The 19,112-nt window shown below is 48.2% G+C and carries 16 protein-coding genes and 1 rRNA gene; 7 read left to right on the top strand and 10 right to left on the bottom strand.

Annotation, left to right across the window (positions count from 1 at the left end):
- The first annotated feature begins 14 nt into the window (after window positions 1-14).
- Window positions 15-127, top strand: a 5S ribosomal RNA gene (rrf, locus tag ACYVJG_RS08960).
- 98 nt (window positions 128-225) lie between these two features.
- Here the strand turns inward: rrf and ACYVJG_RS08955 are convergent.
- Both ACYVJG_RS08955 and ACYVJG_RS08950 read right to left on the bottom strand, forming a co-directional pair.
- Window positions 226-576 carry a carboxymuconolactone decarboxylase family protein gene (locus ACYVJG_RS08955; RefSeq protein ID WP_460430758.1) on the bottom strand — a complete coding sequence of 117 codons (351 nt, stop codon included), beginning with the start codon at window positions 574-576 and terminating at the stop codon, window positions 226-228.
- A gap of 30 nt (window positions 577-606) precedes the next feature.
- A complete protein-coding gene (locus ACYVJG_RS08950; protein WP_460430757.1) occupies window positions 607-990 on the bottom strand; it encodes a rhodanese-like domain-containing protein in 384 nt (127 codons plus the stop codon).
- Between the two features lie 157 nt (window positions 991-1,147).
- Between ACYVJG_RS08950 and ACYVJG_RS08945 the strand changes: the two genes are divergently transcribed.
- The 4 genes from ACYVJG_RS08945 to dapD all read left to right on the top strand — a co-directional run bounded on the left by ACYVJG_RS08945 (window position 1,148) and on the right by dapD (window position 5,135).
- Window positions 1,148-2,515, top strand: coding sequence for an NAD(P)/FAD-dependent oxidoreductase (locus ACYVJG_RS08945; protein ID WP_460430756.1), 1,368 nt, complete (start codon window positions 1,148-1,150; stop codon window positions 2,513-2,515).
- A gap of 24 nt (window positions 2,516-2,539) precedes the next feature.
- The gene (locus ACYVJG_RS08940) at window positions 2,540-2,869 is read left to right on the top strand and encodes a hypothetical protein (protein WP_460430755.1); all 330 of its coding nucleotides are present in this window, start codon (window positions 2,540-2,542) and stop codon (window positions 2,867-2,869) included.
- Between the two features lie 145 nt (window positions 2,870-3,014).
- Complete coding sequence (gene dapC, locus ACYVJG_RS08935; protein ID WP_460430754.1) at window positions 3,015-4,217, top strand: succinyldiaminopimelate transaminase; 1,203 nt, start codon at window positions 3,015-3,017, stop codon at window positions 4,215-4,217.
- 66 nt (window positions 4,218-4,283) lie between these two features.
- Window positions 4,284-5,135 carry a 2,3,4,5-tetrahydropyridine-2,6-dicarboxylate N-succinyltransferase gene (gene dapD, locus ACYVJG_RS08930; protein ID WP_022654559.1) on the top strand — a complete coding sequence of 284 codons (852 nt, stop codon included), beginning with the start codon at window positions 4,284-4,286 and terminating at the stop codon, window positions 5,133-5,135.
- Window positions 5,136-5,214: 79 nt separating this feature from the next.
- Here dapD and pnp read toward each other — a convergent pair whose 3' ends face one another.
- The 7 genes from pnp to rimP form a co-directional block, all read right to left on the bottom strand.
- Complete coding sequence (gene pnp / locus ACYVJG_RS08925; protein WP_460430753.1) at window positions 5,215-7,371, bottom strand: polyribonucleotide nucleotidyltransferase; 2,157 nt, start codon at window positions 7,369-7,371, stop codon at window positions 5,215-5,217.
- 212 nt (window positions 7,372-7,583) lie between these two features.
- Entirely contained in the window at window positions 7,584-7,853 is a 270-nt protein-coding gene (rpsO, locus tag ACYVJG_RS08920) for a 30S ribosomal protein S15 (RefSeq protein WP_460430752.1), read from the bottom strand.
- A gap of 65 nt (window positions 7,854-7,918) precedes the next feature.
- The gene (gene truB, locus ACYVJG_RS08915) at window positions 7,919-8,854 is read right to left on the bottom strand and encodes a tRNA pseudouridine(55) synthase TruB (protein ID WP_460430751.1); all 936 of its coding nucleotides are present in this window, start codon (window positions 8,852-8,854) and stop codon (window positions 7,919-7,921) included.
- Window positions 8,851-9,246: a 30S ribosome-binding factor RbfA gene (gene rbfA / locus ACYVJG_RS08910; protein WP_460430750.1), complete on the bottom strand. Its 396-nt coding sequence runs from the start codon at window positions 9,244-9,246 to the stop codon at window positions 8,851-8,853. Before rbfA ends, truB begins: the two co-directional genes overlap by 4 nt.
- An 87-nt stretch (window positions 9,247-9,333) precedes the next feature.
- Window positions 9,334-12,351 carry a translation initiation factor IF-2 gene (gene infB, locus ACYVJG_RS08905; RefSeq protein WP_460430749.1) on the bottom strand — a complete coding sequence of 1,006 codons (3,018 nt, stop codon included), beginning with the start codon at window positions 12,349-12,351 and terminating at the stop codon, window positions 9,334-9,336.
- A gap of 333 nt (window positions 12,352-12,684) precedes the next feature.
- Window positions 12,685-14,181 (bottom strand): transcription termination factor NusA, encoded by a 1,497-nt coding sequence (gene nusA / locus ACYVJG_RS08900; protein WP_460430748.1) that lies wholly within the window; start codon window positions 14,179-14,181, stop codon window positions 12,685-12,687.
- A gap of 67 nt (window positions 14,182-14,248) precedes the next feature.
- Window positions 14,249-14,674, bottom strand: coding sequence for a ribosome maturation factor RimP (gene rimP / locus ACYVJG_RS08895; protein WP_460430747.1), 426 nt, complete (start codon window positions 14,672-14,674; stop codon window positions 14,249-14,251).
- 308 nt (window positions 14,675-14,982) lie between these two features.
- On the opposite strand from rimP, the gene ACYVJG_RS08890 reads away from it, so the two are divergent.
- Entirely contained in the window at window positions 14,983-16,665 is a 1,683-nt protein-coding gene (locus ACYVJG_RS08890; RefSeq protein WP_460430746.1) for a long-chain-fatty-acid--CoA ligase, read from the top strand.
- 84 nt (window positions 16,666-16,749) lie between these two features.
- Here the strand turns inward: ACYVJG_RS08890 and fliB are convergent, their stop codons facing one another.
- Window positions 16,750-17,973, bottom strand: a complete 1,224-nt coding sequence (fliB, locus tag ACYVJG_RS08885) for a flagellin lysine-N-methylase (protein ID WP_460430745.1) — start codon at window positions 17,971-17,973, stop codon at window positions 16,750-16,752.
- A 66-nt stretch (window positions 17,974-18,039) separates the two neighbouring features.
- Here fliB and ACYVJG_RS08880 point away from each other — a divergent pair, with 66 nt between their 5' ends.
- The gene (locus ACYVJG_RS08880; RefSeq protein WP_460430744.1) at window positions 18,040-19,101 is read left to right on the top strand and encodes an NAD-dependent 4,6-dehydratase LegB; all 1,062 of its coding nucleotides are present in this window, start codon (window positions 18,040-18,042) and stop codon (window positions 19,099-19,101) included.
- Window positions 19,102-19,112: the final 11 nt, after the last annotated feature.

The following is a 19,112-nucleotide window of genomic DNA, read 5'->3' as shown; positions in this document are numbered from 1 at the left end:
TCAAACCCTTTTTGCTTGGCGGCCATAGCGAGTTGGTACCACCCCTTCCCTTCCCGAACAGGACCGTGAAACGACTCAGCGCCGATGATAGTGCAGATCCCTGTGTGAAAGTAGGTCTCCGCCAAGCCCCCAACATCAAACCCCCTGCTATTTTGTAGCAGGGGGTTTTGTTTTTAACTCCACACAAAATAATAAATAATCAAGCCCCGAAAATCGGGGCTTTTCTTATGCTGCTGTAAACTGCTCAAACGCCTTCAGCGCATGAGATGCATACATCAACGATGGGCCACCGCCCATATAAACAGCTGTTGCTAATACTTCTTCAATTTCTTGTCGTGTTGCACCCAAATCAACCAGTGCTTTGACGTGAAAGCCAATACAGTCATCACAACGTGCTGCAATGGCAATCCCTAATGCAACAAACTCTTTGGTCTTTTTATCTAAAACACCATCAGCTCCGGCCGCCTTTGCCATTTGATAAAAGGCACCGATGGCTTCTGGTTGATTTTTAGTAAATGTACGCAACACACCAGAAACATCACGACATAATTCTGGATAAGATTGAGGTAACGACATGGTTTTTCCTAACGTTGCTGAAATAAATGGTTAATCAAATTTCGGTAGTACAGGTTTTTCGATGGGTAGGCCTGCTGCTTGCCAAGCATCGAATCCTCCTGCCATTGAGCGCACTTGTGTAAACCCTAAGCTTTGCAGTGAGCAGGTAGCAAGTGCTGCACGGCCACTGGTTTTACAATACAACAACACGGCTTGTTCTGGATTTTGCCAATCGGCTTCACCACTCACTTTAAATTCCAACATCCCTCGCGGAATATTGACTGCACCAGGTAGGTGTCCTGCAGCATATTCGTCTGGTTCTCGAACATCAATGATTCGCATTGAGCTGTGCAATAACGGTTGCACTTCAAGTGGTGCGACTTCACAGATTTGCTGTTTAGCAATTTCAACTAAGTCGTGAGCAGTTTTTAGCACAATGCACTCCTTTTGCTGGTGGCGATGAGGTTTCTAAAGTTGCTGTGCAACATCGATTGTTAGAGACAATCTTTATATCTGTAAATATAATGTATTTTGGTATAAAAAACAAAAAAGACTGTGATACTTTCCACCAGTCACGACAAAGGAGACACACATGGCTGCTACTTCCGATGAATCGCGCTTAGCTCATCCTGACCCCAGTCGGCGTCAATTTCTTAAATTGGGTTCTACTCTACTGCCCCTTTCAGCCGCTGCGTCAAGTACCTTGTTATCCACGGTACAGGCTGATACATCTCCCAATACTCAACAAAAAACTCAAGCAAAGATTGTTATTGTTGGCAGTGGCCTAGGCGGTTTGGCTGCAGCAAATCGCTTACATCGTGAACTTGACGGCGCAAAAATCACGATTATTGATCGCAAACAAGAACACAACTATCAACCTGGTTACACCTTAGTTGCAACTGGAGTATGGTCAAAAGACAAAGTGCGTGATCGCAATCGTGATTTTATTCCATCTGGTGTGGAATGGATTCAGGAAATGGTTGTTGGGTTTGAGCCAGAAAAAAATCGCGTTCGTATCGAGTCAGGAAAAACTGTGGATTATGACTACATGATTATTGCCACAGGTCTGCAATTAAACTATAGCGCCATTGAAGGAATGGATATTAAAGCCATTGGTGATAATGGACTAGGCAGTGTTTATTACAGTCCGGATGCAGCAGAAGCCACATGGAAAGCGATGGATCAGTTTCGGCAAAAAGGTGGTCAGGCTATTATGACGTTGCCTAATACTTTTTTGAAATGCGCTGGAGCACCATTGAAAATGACCTTTATGTTAGATAGTCGGTTACGTGAAGCTGGAACCCGTAAAGCATCAAAGATCGACTTTTATTCTGCATTGAAAAATATTTTCAGCGTAAAAGTGATTAACGATGAAGTATTAAAACGTTGGCAAGCGCTGGATATTCCGGTTCATTTTGAAAATCAGTTAACGGCGATTGACATTGCGGCCCGTAAGGCGAGTTTTTTATTACCTAATGGTCAAGTTGAACAACGAGAATATGATTTTATTCATGTTGTGCCACCGATGAGTGCGCCGGATGTGATTCGGCAAAGCGTGCTTGCCAGTACGGATGGGGTGATGGCAAAAGGCGGATGGTTGGAGGTAGATAAAAAAACATTACAGCATAAACGTTTTCCAAATATTTTTGGTTTAGGTGACATCAATGGTACACCACGTGGTAAAACCGCTGCGACGATTAAGAAAAGTGCGCCAATTGTCATACAAAACTTATTAGATGTAATGGCGGGTAAATCCCCTTCTCTTGAGTTTGATGGTTACACCTCATGTCCTTTATTATTAAGGGAGGGTGCTGCCTTATTAGTTGAGTTTGATGGTGATGGCAATTTAACACCTTCTTTACCAATGATTGAACCATTGCAAGACAGCTGGATGGCTTGGTTAATGAAATATCGTTTATTAAAACCGGCTTACTTATCAGTTTTAAAAGGCCGTGTTTAACTTAATCAGAAAAGGAGAAATATTATGTATGAAATTTGGTTGACGTTAAATATCTTATACGAGCTGATGTGGATGTATTTGCCTGCTGTCGTGGTATTGCTTTTGGTGTTGGCATTGGTATATGGACGAGCGCTACAACAGAAAGCGTATCAATGGCGGGCTGCTATTCGGCCAACAGCGATGGTTGCTGTTGTGGTTGCAGTATTAAGCTTATGGCTAGTGCCTGCATCAACCCATGCCACTTTGGCCGATATGGCGTATTGGGTTGATTGGGCTAATTTAATAGTGATTTGTGCCAGTGTAGGGTTGGTGGCAGCGGCAATTGCATGGCCAATGTTTAGCTTGCGGCGTTGATTGTTGCGGTGATGAAGTAGATTGCAACGGTGGGCGATGTTCGTCCACCGTTTTTCTTGTGTTTTGTCTGCGCTTTGGGCTCAAAGCACAGCACAATTTGGGGTAAGATGCGTCCCTTTACTTTAATGAGTGGGCTGCATCAGACATGAATCCTGCGCTTGATTTATTGCAACCTTATCCGTTTCAAAAATTACGCGAACTTTTCGCTGGTATCACACCCAATCCAGAGCGAACACCAATTAACTTATCGATTGGTGAACCTAAACACCCTACTCCCGATTGCATTCGGCAAGCGTTGGTTGATGGGCTAGCGGGTTTGGCGCAATATCCTGCAACCCAAGGCAGTGATGAATTACGGGCAACATGTGCTGATTGGTTAGCAGCGCGTTATGCTATTCCACGCCCTAATCCTGCCACAGAAATATTACCGGTATGCGGCAGTCGCGAGGCTTTATTTTCTTTTACGCAAATTGCGTTCAAGCCGTTGGCCTCAGGTGAAAAACCGGTGGCTTTATTGCCGAATCCTTTTTATCAAATTTATGAAGGCGCAACGCTGTTAGCTGGTGGGGAACCTGTTTACTTAAACTGCGAACCAGAACGGCGTTTTCAACCCGATTGGTCGGAGGTTTCTGAGGCAATATGGCAGCGGACGCAACTGGTTTTTGTCTGTTCCCCCGGTAATCCGACTGGTGCTGTGATGACACTGGCCGATTGGGAAGTATTATTTGCCTTATCAGATCGCTATGGTTTTGTGATTGCCTCGGATGAGTGTTACTCCGAAATTTGGCAGCAAGAACCGCCTTTAGGGGGCTTGCAAGCGGCGGTACAACTGGGGCGGACGGATTTCCGCCGTTTAGTCTGTTTTACCAGCTTATCAAAACGCTCGAATGCACCGGGCTTACGCTCGGGTTTTGTTGCCGGCGATGCCGCTTATTTGAAAGCCTTTTTGCTCTATCGTACTTATCATGGTGCTGCTATGAGCCCAACGGTACAAAAGGCCAGCGTGGCGGCATGGCAAGACGAGCAACATGTTGAAAACAATCGTGCGGCCTATCGTGAAAAATTCCAAGCTGTTACACCGATTGTGGCGGAAGTATTAGAAACAGATTTCCCCGAAGCTGGTTTTTACTTATGGGCGCGAGTGCCTTCAGGGGATGATGTGGCATTTGCCCGCGATTTGTTTGCACAAGAGCATGTCACAGTTCTCCCCGGTAGTTTCTTAGCGCGCAGCAATGCGGCGGGTGCTAATCCAGGTCAAGGTTTTATCCGTATTGCCTTGGTTGCCCCCTTGGCTGAATGTGTCGAAGCTGCTGAGCGTATCCGCCGTTTTGTGCAAACAGCTTTGTGATAAACCTCTGCGGTTGCACGGTGGTGTGCAACCGTTTTTTCTGATTTGTTAAGAAAGGATACGACCATGAGTGTCGCCATTCATATCACGCCCGGCCACCATCACCCATTAGAAACGGTGATTGAGCATATGTGGGAACATCGTAACGAATTGACGCCACAAACTGCTTCTGATGACCAAATCTCTGCTATTTCGCAAGTCATCAATGAGTTGGACCATGGCAAATTGCGGGTAGCGGAAAAAATCAACGGTGAATGGAAAGTACACCAGTGGGTGAAAAAAGCCGTGTTATTGTATTTCCGTACCCACAACAACGAGCGGATGAAATCTGGCACGACACGTTACTACGATAAAGTGCCAACTAAATTTGAAGATTACTCAAAGGAGGATTTCCGTGAAGGGGGCTTCCGCGTGGTGCCGCCTGCGGTTGCGCGTCACGGTTCCTTTATTGCTCCAGGCGTGGTCTTAATGCCTTCGTACGTCAATATCGGCGCTTACGTGGGTGAAAACACCATGGTGGACACATGGGCGACGGTGGGTTCTTGTGCACAAATTGGTAAAAATGTGCATTTGTCCGGCGGTGTTGGTATTGGTGGGGTGTTAGAGCCATTGCAAGCCAATCCAACCATTATTGAAGATAACTGCTTTATCGGTGCTCGCTCGGAAATTGTCGAGGGTGTGATTGTGGAAGAAGGTTCTGTGATTTCGATGGGTGTTTACATCGGTCAAAGTACCAAAATTCTCGATCGTGAAACGGGTGAGATCAGCTATGGCCGTATTCCTGCTGGCTCGGTGGTGGTGTCGGGGAGCTTGCCGGCAAAAGATGGTTCGCACAGTCTGTATTGTGCCGTGATTGTGAAAAAGGTCGATGCACAAACACGTGCTAAGACCAGCATCAATGATTTATTGCGCGACTAATCGCGACGCTTTGCAAAACTAAATAAAAAAACGCCCACTGATGTTGTGGGCGTTTTTGCTGTTAACAGTGTGACATCAATTAACCGTTATGGGCTTCGCTGACATCCGCTGTGGTGGTCACTGTAGCTTGCGCTGCTGCAGCTTCTTCGCGTGCCGCTTCTTTGATCGACAGGCGGATACGACCGCGATCATCTTGTTCCAACACTTTCACGCGTACCACTTGGCCTTCTTTCAGATAATCACCGACGTTAGCAATACGTTCGTTGGCGATTTGGCTGATGTGAACCAAACCATCACGGCCTGGAATAATCGACACAATCGCGCCGACATTCTTATCCAAAATTTTAACCACAGTACCTTCGTAGATTTTACCAATTTCCACTTCAGCGGTCAGTTGGCCAATCCATTTTTTCGCTGCCTCAGCGCCATCGGCACTGACGGAAGCGATGGTGATGGTGCCATCTTCAGCGATGCTGATTTCGGTACCGGTTTCTTTGGTGATAGTGCGGATGGTTTCGCCGCCTTTACCAATCACTTCACGGATACGATCAGGATTGATCTTCATCACGTATAAACGTGGTGCGTGGTCGGAGATTTCCTGTGGTGCTTCCATTGCGTTTTGCATGATACCCAAGATGTGCATACGGCCATCTTTGGCTTGTGCTAACGCTGCTTGCATGATGTCTTTGGTGATGCCCTGAATTTTGATATCCATCTGCAATGCAGTGATACCCGAGGCAGTGCCAGCCACTTTGAAATCCATATCGCCGAGGTGATCTTCATCACCCAAAATATCGGTCAGAACGGCAAAGCGGTTTTCTTCCAAAATCAAACCCATCGCAATACCTGCGACATGCGCTTTCAGCGGTACGCCGGCGCTCATCAATGCCAAGCAGCCACCACACACCGATGCCATCGACGAAGAACCATTCGATTCGGTGATTTCCGACACCACACGCATCGAGTAGGCGAATTCGTTTTCGTTGGGTAATACAGCGACCAAGGCGCGTTTTGCTAGGCGGCCATGCCCAATTTCACGGCGTTTTGGCGGGCCCATGCGACCTGTTTCACCGGTGGAGTAGGGCGGGAAGTTGTAATGCAGCATAAAGCGGTCGGAATACTCTCCCGACAAGGCATCAATTTTTTGCTCATCGGTTTTGGTACCCAATGTGGTAACCACCAAAGCCTGTGTTTCACCACGGGTGAACAACACCGAACCGTGTGCGCGTGGCAAGACATTAGTGCGGATGCTGATTGGACGTACGGTGCGCGTATCGCGGCCATCAATCCGTGGTTCGCCAGCCAAAATTTGACCCCGTACCACTTCCCCTTCGAGGCTCTTGAAAATGCCCTTGATTTCGTTGGCTAACAAGGTGTCGGTGTCTTCGCTAATCAACGCCGCTTTGACTTTGCTCCATGCTTCGTTTAAGGCTTGGCTGCGGGCTTGTTTTTGCCGAATACGGAAGGCATTCGCAATATCAGCCGCCGCTAAATCACGAATTTGTTGAATCAAAGCTTCGTTTTTGGCAGGGGCAGTCCACGGGACTAACACGGGATTGACTTCGTCGGCCAATTCATTGATGGCGCGAATGGCCGCTTGCATTTGCTCATGGCCAAATACCACCGCACCCAACATCACCTCTTCTGGCAATTCTTGGGCTTCCGATTCCACCATCAACACGGCGGCTTCTGTCCCTGCTACCACCAAATCCATTTGGCTTTGGCTCAGTTCAGCTTTGGTTGGGTTTAATACATATTCGCCATTCAGATAACCGACCCGTGCCGCACCCACTGGGCCCATAAATGGTACGCCTGCCAACATCAGGGCCGCGGAGGCGCCCAACATCGCTGGAATATCTGAATCCACTTCTGGGTTTAACGACATCACGGTGGCAACAATTTGCACGTCGTTAAAGAAACCTTCGGGGAATAGAGGACGAATTGGACGGTCGATCAGGCGGCTAGTCAGAATTTCTTTTTCCGATTGCTTACCTTCACGTTTGAAGAAGCCACCGGGGATTTTGCCAGCGGCATAGCTGCGTTCGAGGTAGTCCACTGTCAGTGGGAAAAAGTCTTGCCCTGGTTTCACTTCTGGTGCAACAGTCACTGCGACTAAGACAACGGTGTCATCCATCGACACTAAGACCGAACCGCCGGCTTGGCGTGCGATTTCACCGGTTTCAAAGGTAACCGTGTGACGGCCATACTGGAAAGATTTTGTGATTTTATTAAACACAGAGGATTCCTAAATTGGTGTTGTAACTGCTTGGGAAGACAACGGGAACCCCTACCGTTAGGGTCGGATACAACCCCAAGGGTAGAGGCTCATCCCGTCGTACACATTGAGAAAATACCATAAAACAACGGCAGCTTCCTTACGGAAGCCGCCGTTATTGACAGCAGAGACCGAAACAGGTTCGCAAAATCAGCAAACCAGTGGTCAAGCGATTACTTACGCAGACCCAAGCGGGTGATCAGGCTACGGTAAGCATCAGCATCTGTACGCTTCAGATAGTCCAGCAATTTACGGCGACGGCTCACCATTTTCAACAAACCACGACGGCTGTGGTGGTCTTTGCTGTTGGCTTTAAAGTGAGGTGTCAAATCGTTGATGCGAGCGGTCAGCAGTGCAACTTGCACTTCGGAAGAACCGGTATCACCTGCTGCACGTTGGAAATCTTTAACAATTTCTGCTTTTTTTGCCGTGGAAATGGCCATTTTATCACTCCAGATAATCAGTGAGCTTGCGCTCAGACAAGCATAGCGAGCAATCAATCACCCCTCTATGCTCCTACCGTGCTGGTATTGACCAGCAATCGGTTTGGCCACAGCTGGCCATCGGCGCGAATCTGTCCCAAACCGAAAAACATTCCGCTTGTGTCGTACAAACGAAAGTCTTGCATTATCGCACTATTTTGTGGACTGTGCACAGGCTGACCATGTGTTAAACGATGTTTTTCATCATCTGTCGCCGTTAGTGCTGGAAAATGTTGTACTAACACATCAACCGGCAATAAAACTGCCTGCCGTTCTGTGAAAGGAATCTCGGCCAACTGTTCTAAGGTCAGAGCATGGTCAAGCGCAAACCCTGCGGTGCGAGTACGGCGTAAGGCGGTTAAGTGAGCGCCACAGCCAAGTGCCTGCCCAATATCATGGGCGAGACTACGAATATAAGTGCCTTTACTGCATTGAACGTCTAACACCACCGTATCATCGGTAAACGCCAACAGTGTGATGTGATGAATCACCACATCGCGGGTTTTTCGTTCAATCTCAATACCCTGCCGCGCATACTCGTACAAGGCTTTGCCCTGAAATTTTAACGCCGAGTACATCGGGGGGAGTTGTTGAATGGGGCCGATAAACTGCGCCAGTACCGCTTCTAACTGTGCCCGACTGACTTCAACCGGACGTTCATTGACAATTTCACCTTCAGTATCAAAGGTGGTCGTCGTTTGGCCTAATCGCAGTGTCGCGGTATAGCCTTTGTCGGCATCTAATAAAAACGCAGAAAACTTGGTTGCTTCACCAAAACAGACTGGCAATAGCCCCGTCGCCATCGGATCGAGGACACCTGTATGCCCCGCTTTTTGCGCGTGAAAGTGCCAGCGCGCTTTTTGCAACGCGCTATTGCTCGACAACAACAGCGGCTTATCGAGCAATAACACGCCATGAACTGGCCGCTTGCCGGGTTTATCAACAGAGGCGGCGTCGGTCATGAAACAGCCTTGTCATCATCATCGTTCTTAGGCAGCAGCGCATCATCCTGTGCCACTTTTTCAATCAACGAATGCAAGTGCATCCCGCGTTCAACGGAAGTGTCATAGACAAAATGCAGTTGGGGCACCGAGAACATTTTGATGGCACGCGCCACACCGCTACGTAATAAGCCCGCTGCGCGTTGTAGGGTGTCTTGGGTGTCATCCAGATTATCGGCATTCATCACCGTGTAAAACACCTTAGCGTGTGAATAGTCGCGGGTCACTTCCACAGCGGTGATGGTGACCAGACCCATACGCGGATCTTTCACTTCGGTACGAATCAATTCAGCAAGTTCACGCTGTAGCTGGGCGGCAACGCGGTCGGAACGGGAAAAATGTTTGCGAGCCATAGTAGGACGCTCCTTAGATGCAACAAAAGGGATCAGACAAAGAAAAACGGCGGACGTTGCACGCCCGCCGTTGTTTGCTGTCGTCAATTATGACAGGGTACGAGCCACTTCGATGACTTCGTAGGCTTCCAATTGGTCGCCTTCGGTAATTTCATTGAAGTTTTTCAGCATCATGCCGCATTCGTAGCCTTGTTTCACTTCTTTTACATCGTCTTTGAAGCGTTTCAGACTGTCGAGTTCGCCATCGTGAATCACTACGTTTTGACGAATCACACGCACGCGTGCACTGCGCTTGATCATGCCATCGGTCACCATACAACCCGCGATATTGCCCACTTTCGAGACCGAGATCACTTGACGGATTTCAGCAGTACCCAAAATTTGCTCACGTTTTTCTGGTGCCAACATACCAGACAAGGCCGACTTCACTTCATCAATTGCATCGTAAATGATGTTGTAGTAGCGAATATCGACTTCGTTATTTTCTGCCACTTTGCGTGCTTGTGCATCGGCACGGGTGTTAAAGCCAATAATCACCGCTTGTGATGCCAACGCCAAGTTGACGTCAGATTCAGTGATACCACCCACACCGGAGTGCAAGATATTGACGCGCACTTCTTCGGTGGACAGTTTTTGCAGGCTGCTTGCCAACGCTTCGTAAGAACCTTGTACGTCGGCTTTGATAATCAGCGACAGGGTACGAACTTCGCCTTCTGCCATCTGAGCAAACATATTTTCCAGCTTGGCCGCTTGTTGACGTGCCAGACGGACATCACGGAATTTACCTTGACGGAACAAGGCAATTTCACGTGCTTTACGTTCATCTGTCAGCACAATCGCATCTTCACCTGCACTTGGCACATCGGACAGACCGAGAATTTCCACAGGGATAGATGGCCCTGCTTCGTTCACTGGTTTGCCGTTTTCGTCCAACATGGCGCGAACGCGACCAAATACCGAACCTGCCAACAGCACATCGCCTTTACGCAAGGTACCGGATTGCACCAAGATGGTGGACACTGCACCACGACCTTTATCCAACCGTGCTTCAACGACCAAGCCTTTAGCCGGTGCGTCTTTGGCTGCCGTCAGTTCTAACACTTCGGCTTGCAACAGAATGGCTTCGAGTAAGCCATCAATGTTAATCCCTTGTTTGGCCGATACGTCGATGAACTGAGTCTCGCCACCCCATTCTTCTGGGACCACGCCATGACCAGACAATTCTTGACGGATTTTCTCTGGGTTGGCGCCTTGCTTATCAATTTTGTTCACCGCGACAACGATCGGTACCCCTGCGGCTTGGGCATGGTGAATCGCTTCGATTGTTTGTGGCATCACGCCATCGTCAGCGGCAACCACCAACACCACAATATCCGTGGCTTTCGCACCACGGGCACGCATCGCGGTAAACGCTTCGTGACCTGGGGTGTCGAGGAAGGTAATCATGCCGCGTTGGGTTTCAACGTGGTAAGCACCGATATGTTGGGTAATCCCACCGGCTTCACCCGATGCCACTTTAGTGCGGCGGATGTAGTCAAGCAACGAAGTCTTACCGTGGTCAACGTGACCCATCACTGTCACCACCGGTGCGCGGGCTTCCAACACCAGTTCGTGATGACCGCCATCGACATCATCCAAATACGACTCTGGATCGTCTAATTTTGCTGGCTTCGCGACGTGACCCATTTCTTCCACGACGATCATCGCAGTTTCTTGGTCTAACACTTGGTTGATGGTGACCATCATGCCCATTTTCATCAGCACTTTGATGACTTCGGCAGCTTTCACCGACATCTTATGGGCTAAGTCCGCCACGCTGATGGTTTCTGGCACGAGGACTTCATGCACCACGGGCTCAGTCGGTGCTTGGAAAGCATGTGCCGCTTGGGATTGATTGTTTTTGCTGTTCTTACCGCCGCGTTTAGCTTTCCACGCATTGGTATTGCCAGCATCGCCACCACGGGTTTTCAGGCCACGACGCTTGTTCGCATCTTCATGGTCATGACGACCATTCGGTTGGCCTTTTTTCGGTGAGGCTTTTTTGTCTGCTGGCTTATCCGTTTTTTCAACTGCTGGTGCTGCAGGTGTCGCGGCAGCAGGTGCTGGACGCGCTGCAGGACGGGAATTACGCTCGCCACCACCACTGCGCTCGTTGCGTTGTTGGTTGGCTGGGCGGGCGGTGGGTGCCGGGGCAGCAGCAGGCGCCGGTGTCGGCGCTGGCGCAGCCACAGGTGCAGGCGCTGGTTCGGGGGCTTTGGCGGGTGCTTCGCTGGCAGTTTTTGCTGCTAAGCGGCGTGCATCACGCTGTTGGCGTTCGCGAATCAGGGCTTCTTGTGCCGCACGCAATTTTGCTTGGCGGCGTTCTTCTGCTTCCCGCGCAGCGATTTCTTCTGGTGTCAAAATCGAGGCAGCAGAAACCGGTACCACGGGCTCATTCATTTGCTGTGCGGCTAAGACGGCTGGTTTGATGGCGGGTACAGCAGGTTTGTGTTGACGTTTATCTTGGCCACGACGATCACGCGATTGACCACCACGTTCTTGTTGGCGTTGGCCATCTTTACGTGGCTGACCACCGTTATGGTGTGGTTTAGCGCGTTCTTCGGTTTTCGCTGGCTTGTTGTCTGCTGCTTTAGCTGGTGCTGGCTCGGCTTTGACAGCCACTGGTGCGGCAGCCGGTTTGATGTCTGCTTTCACTTCTTCGACCGCTGGTGCTGGGCTGGGTGCTGCAACAGGGGCAGGTGTCGGTGCCGGTGTTTCTACCAGAGCAGGCGCCGGTGTAGGGGCTTCTACGGCTGGGGTATGGCTGGCTTCTTCGGGACGCGCAATCGTCCGTTTTTTACGAACTTCGACTTGAATCGTGCGAGATTTACCGGTGCTATCGGCACGGCGAATCTCGGAAGTTTCCTTGCGCTGCAAAGTAACAGAGCCGCTATCGGTCGAACCGTGGCGGCTTTTTAAATAAGACAACAGTTTTTCGCGGTCTTGTTGGGTCAGCGTATCGCTGATCGTCTGTTTGTTCACCCCTGCTGCACGCAGCTGGTCCAACAAATGTTCCGGTTGCAGTTTGAGTTCGCTAGCAAATTGTTTGACGTTGTTTTCGAGCATGTGTTCCTTAATCCTGTCTTTTGACATCCTCCCCCGTTTTCGATTGGGGGATTCCTACTGCGCTCGGGTGCCGCGAGAAGCTGCGCTCAAGTCGCGTCGGTGGGTTCCTGGGCCGAGTGCGCAACCGCTGCTCGTTTCTCCACAGGCGTCACTTCCGGCATGTCCTGCCGTAGGCTAGCGTGGCTATCACTGGCGACAACAGTATACGACGGTTGTATCACGTACGCTATCTATCCCCCTGAATACAGAGGAGGATTTCAGCGCGCTGTGGAGGCAAATCAGTGATGTTGGTTTGCCCCCAGATGAATCGACTTTGTTGGGTAACAACAAAGTTTACTGATCAAACCAGTGTTCACGCGCCTTTAAAATCAGAACACTTGCGGCTTCGGCATCCATACCGGTCATATCAACCAGATCATCGATGGCCAAATCAGCTAAATCATCGCGACTGACAATGCCGTTTTCCGCTAACTTACGCAGCGTATCGGCATCAATGCCTTCCAAGTTTTTCAGTTCTTCCGAGACTGTTTCCACTTTCTCTTCAGAAGCGATAGCTTGATTCAGTAGGGCATTGCGGGCGCGGTTGCGTAAATCGTTGACTGTTTCTTCAGTGAAATCAGCGATTTCTAACATTTCAGCCAGCGGCACATACGCCACTTCTTCTAATGTGGTGAAACCTTCGCGCACTAAAACGCTAGCAGTGGTTTCATCAACATCAAGACCTTCAATAAACAGCTTACGCAGTTCAGCATCTTCGGCTTCGTTTTTCTCGGCCGCTTCTGCCACAGTCATGATGTTTAATACCCAGCCGGTCAGCTCACCCGCCAAGCGGACATTTTGACCGCCACGGCCAATTGCCAATGCCAGTTGATCTTCTTCAACCACGACATCCATCGCGTGGTTATCTTCGTCGATCATGATGCGAACGACTTCAGCAGGCGACAGGGCATTGATCACATATTGCGCTGGGTCATTCGACCACAACACGATATCGAGACGTTCACCGGCTAATTCGCTGGTAACGGCTTGGACGCGCGAACCACGCATACCAATACAAGTCCCTTGTGGATCGATGCGTGGGTCGTTGGCTTTCACCGCGACTTTGGCTCGGCTGCCGGGATCACGGGCACACCCTTTAATTTCCAGCAAGCCTTCTTCGATTTCGGGGACTTCTAAAGCAAACAATTTGCCAACCAACAACGGCGTGGTGCGCGATAAAATCAGTTGTGGGCCACGGCCGGTACGGTCAACACGCAATAAGAACGCACGGACACGGTCGCCATTGCGTAAGTTTTCTTTCGGGATCATCTGATCACGAGGCAGTAACGCTTCGAGCTTGCCGCATTCGACAATCGCGTTACCGCGCTCAATGCGCTTGATGGTGCCATTCACTAAGTATTCACGGCGTTCGAGGAAATCGTTGAGGATTTGCTCACGTTCTGCGTCACGAATCCGTTGTAAGATGACTTGTTTGGCGGTTTGTGCACCAATACGGCCAAATTCCACCGCTTCCATCGGTTCTTCTTTCACTGCCCCAACGATGGCTTCTACACCATGATCGGCAGCATCAGTGATGGCAATTTCGCGGCTTGGGAACTCGTGGTCATTGTCCTCCACGACGACCCAACGACGGAACGTCACATATTGACCCGTGCTGCGGTCAATGTGCACGCGCACGTCGATATCATCGCCGTGGTCTTTATGATCTTGGCTGTACTTCTTTTTGGTGGCCGAGGCCAAGGCCAATTCTAAAGCGCCAAATACAATTTCTCGGCTAACGTTTTTTTCACGCGCCAAGGCATCTACTAACAACAAAATCTCGCGACTCATGCATTCCTCCGAATTCTGTATTCCGGTCTGTGGCCGGCATTAGCTCCAGCCGGCGGGGAGCGGTGTATCAGAACTCCGGCTCAAGCCGCGCCTTGTCAATACTGGAAAATGGGATTTCCACTATTGTGCCGTCCACGTCAATCCTGACCCGGCCTTCTTCGAGGCCAGCTAAACGTCCGCGAAACTGCTTACGTCCCTCTAGTGGCATGCGTGTTTTGATTTTTGCTAAAGAACCTGCAAAGCGGACATAGTCGGCTTCTTTGGTCAATGGACGGTCGAGACCAGGAGATGACACCTCGAGGCGGTCGTAGTCCACATTTTCTACAGCAAATAGGCGTGTGAGGTGATTGCTCACCAACACGCAGTCATCCAACGTGATGCCTTCTGGTGTGTCGATAAACAGGCGCAAGCCGCCACCGTTTATCAATTCCAGTGCAACAAACTCATACCCCAATCCGGGTAGAGTATTTTCCAGCAGTGTGCGAACGTCCATGCTTTGATCCGGCAAATAAAAAATGGGCGCTAACGCCCATCTATAAAACGCTCCGATTTTAGCAACTTTCTAAATAAAAAGAAACACTCACCACGATATGCCACACAAAATTGTGTTGTCTTGCAACATGGAAACACTTTGCGCGAAAAAAACGATTCCGTTACATTACGCAACAATTCAAACAAATGTTCGAATGGCGGCAATCTGGTCGTTTTGTGCTTATGCTAAGGCAAGCACCTCCGAGGCTGCTGTTTGGAACGTTGAGAATTTTCTACATGAGAGCAGACAACACACGACGGGAGAAACTTATGGAAAAGCGCTGGCTTAAAAACTATCAGCAAGGGGTGGCGGCGGAGATCAACCTCGATAGTTTTCAATCGGTAAGTGAAGTGTTTGAACATGCGGTCAAGAAATTCAGCAATCGTCCAGCGGTGGCGAATATGGATAAGGTGTTGACCTATGCTGAAATCGACCGCTTATCGATGCAGTTTGCGTCTTTCTTACAGCACGAGCTGAAACTGGGGCGAGGCTCGCGGGTGGCGATTATGATGCCAAACCTATTGCAATATCCGGTGGCAGTGTTTGGGATTTTGCGGGCAGGGATGACAGTGGTGAACGTCAATCCACTTTACACTCCACGCGAGTTAGAGCATCAGTTAAAAGATGCCGGAGTGGAGACCATTCTTATTTTAGAGAACTTCGCTAACACCCTGCAGCAAGTGGTGAAGCGTACACCAGTCAAAAACATTATCGTGACCTCGATTGGTGATTTGTTAGGGTTCCCTAAATCGTTAATTGTGAATTTTGTCGTCAAGCATGTGAAGAAGATGGTACCGAATTGGCAATTGGCCAATGTTATCCGCCTTCCTGATGCCTTGAAAAAAGGCGATAAACAACCTTATCAAAAAGTGTCATTAACCCATGATGATATTGCGTTTTTGCAATACACCGGCGGTACGACAGGGGTATCGAAAGGGGCAATGCTGACCCACGGTAATATTGTCGCCAATATGTTACAGGCCGGCGAATGGGTGAAGCCGGTGGTGCGGGAAGGGCAAGAGGTGATTGTCACGGCTTTGCCGCTGTATCACATCTTCTCGTTGACGGCGAATTTGATGATCTTCACCGAGATCGGCGCCTTGAATATCATGATTACCAATCCACGCGATATTCCAGCCTTTATCAAAGAGATTAAAAAATACCCAGTGACCGCAATGACGGGGGTGAATACCTTATTTAATGCCTTGTTAAATCACCCTGAGTTTAAGACTGTCGATTTTTCAACTTGGCGTTTGGCGTTAGGTGGGGGGATGGCAGTGCAAAAGGCGGTGGCGGATAAGTGGAAACAGGTCACCGGTGTGCCATTGATTGAGGCGTATGGTTTAACAGAAACCAGTCCTGCCGCGTGTATCAATCCGCTCGATTTAAAGGAATATAACGGGACGATTGGGGTGCCGGTGCCTTCGACCGAGATTGAGATTCGCAATGCCGAAGGCCAGCCGGTGGCAGAAGGTGAGGCGGGTGAGTTGTGGATTCGAGGCCCGCAGGTGATGAAGGGGTATTGGAACCGTCCAGAGGAAACGGCGAAGGTGATTGATAGTCGTGGTTTCTTGGCGACGGGTGATATGGCGATGATGACCGCAGATGGGTTCGTGAAGTTGGTTGATCGCAAGAAGGATATGATTTTGGTGTCGGGGTTTAATGTGTACCCGAACGAGATTGAGGATGTGGTGGCGACGCATCCGGGGGTGTTGGAGGTGGCGTGTATTGGTTTGCCGGATGAAAAGTCGGGTGAGGTGGTGAAGGTGTTTGTGGTGAAGAAAGACCCTGCGCTGACCGAGGCTGATGTGTTGCAACATTGCAAGGCGAATCTCACGGGCTATAAGGTGCCGAAACATATCGAGTTTCGCGCTGAATTACCGAAAACCAATGTCGGTAAAATCCTGCGCCGTGCATTACGGGATGAGAGTTTAAAAGCCGCAGCGAATTAACTCGCCAGTCGTGTCAAAAATAGGTGGGCACCGTTCTTGTGCCCACCCTGCGGATCTAAAATTTACCCTTGTGCTTAGTGATACTTATTCTGGTTTCAATGAAGAAAGACTTGATGCAAAATCAGGCATACCCTCTTCTTTCAGATAGCTTATCACGTGTCTTTTAAAATCTTCCTGCGTATGAGTGAATGATTTAATTAAGGCTTGTGTAGCCGTAATTGCTGTCTCTTCATTCATTTTCTCTCCAAAATTAGCAAATAAACCTACCCAAGAATAAATCAGGATTTTATAGAGACCTACGAGCCACAACCAAGCCTCGAACCAAACTTTCCCCGTTAACAATGGAAAACCACTAGTAAATACATCATTAACTAAGAAATTTTCAAGAACATAATCATGTTGTTCGATAAACTTGCTCGCTCCTAACTCTAGTGCAGCTTGATATCTTGCGACTATTTTCTCTGGTTCGGTATTTAATCCATCCAAAACCAGTCCAACTATCTTCTGATAATATTCAGCATTTGATTCAATTTGTAAAACCATTAAGTAAAAAGAGGTAATGATTTGTTTTTCAAAATCAGGGCTGACTACACCAAAAAGTTCTTCCCAGTCATTACCAGATAAGGAGTTGGTAATTGATGAAATCAGATTAACTACCTCTAATCCTTTGTGTTGTGAGCGAAGTATGTCTGCTTGTTCACAGAAATAACCTAAGATAGCTAAACGTTTCCAAAGTGAAATTTCTCTAAACTGAAGTAAATTGATACAAAAAAATCGAATTTCATTTGCTAGCTCCATATCTTCAGCATGGCTTGTATTAGCCTTTTCTATCAGTTCTTCTCTAACATAGACTTTACTTTCGATAAACTGCATTGGCTTTTTGATAGAAAGGCCTTTACGCGCAGCTTCTGGACATGAAAAGGTTAAACTCTGTTGGTTTATCCCGAATAGATTTTTAGTGTGTCTCGGATAAATTGAACAGGTGTGAGGTAAATATTTCTCGCCTAGCTCTTTGTGTATAGAGCATAAATTATCTGCGGCTAGCATCATACAGTTTCCCTTATCTTCTACTAGCTTCAGCTTTGCATATTCACGATCTTTCGAATGATCTCCTCTTTGTCGGCTAATTCCATTAGCGACCAGGTTAGCAATATTTTTGTTTTTGATTTCTTTTAATGCAAAATAACTTTTTTTGTCAACTGTAATTCCCCATCCTTTGCAGCAATGGTCTTCACACATTGGCCCAATGCATTGGAAATTTGGTAAGTACTCGGGTACTAACATTAGTTTTTCGATATATTTATGCATGGCAAAATTTTCCTTACTAAGGAATGGTTTAAATTTATACTAGGAAGTTTCAGTCTATGAAAGATAATGCTTTATGTTTTAGAAAAATTCCCCCATAATCAAGCAAGACCGTGCGAGCGTAACAAACTATCGAAAGTTGATATGGAAAACAAAAAGATTTTAGTCACAGGTGCTGATGGCTTTATCGGTTCTCACCTAGTTGAAATGTTGGTCAACAAAGGTTATCAAGTCAAAGCCTTGGCACAGTACAACTCCTTTAACAGTTGGGGATGGTTAGAGGATATTCCTTGCTTGTCGGAAGTTGAGATAGTTTCCGGTGATGTGCGAGACCCTCATTACTGCAAGCATATCACCAAGGATGTGGATGTTGTATTTCACTTGGCTGCCCTGATTGCAATTCCGTACTCGTATGTTGCTCCTGATAGCTATGTGGATACCAATATCAAAGGGACGCTCAATATTTGCCAAGCAGCTTTAGAAAACAATGTGAGTCGTGTTATCCACACTTCCACCAGTGAGGTGTACGGCACAGCTCAGTATGTTCCGATTGATGAGCATCATCCACTGCAACCACAATCACCCTATAGTGCTTCAAAGATAGCTGCTGATGCTATGGCGATGAGCTTTTTTAATGCATTTCAGTTGCCCGTCACAGTGGCTAGACCTTTTAACACTTATGGCCCTCGTCAATCTGCGAGAGCTGTGATTCCGACTATCATCACCCAAATTGCTGCAGGTAAAAAACAAATTAAGTTGGGAGATGTTAGCCCAACTAGAGATTTTAATTATGTTCTTGATACTTGCCGTGGCTTTATTGCCTTAGCCGAAGCTGAAAATACCATCGGACAGACCATCAACATTGGCTCAAATTACGAGATTTCTGTAGGGGATACTTTACATCTGATTAAAGAAATCATGGCCAGTGATGTTGAGTTTGTGACTGATGAAAATCGGATTAGGCCAAAAGACTCCGAGGTGTTCCGTCTTTGGTGTGATAATAAAAAAATTTTTGATCTGACAGGGTTTGTCCCAGAGTTTGATATCCGGCGTGGCCTGGAAGAAACCGTTAAATGGTTCACACAACCAGATGTGTTAAAGAAATATAAAGCCGATATTTATAACGTGTAGGGGTGTATCAG

This window comes from Aquaspirillum soli (genome assembly GCF_054781915.1).
Note: the sequence above shows the minus strand (reverse complement) of the source record. Positions and strands in the feature narration are given on the sequence as shown.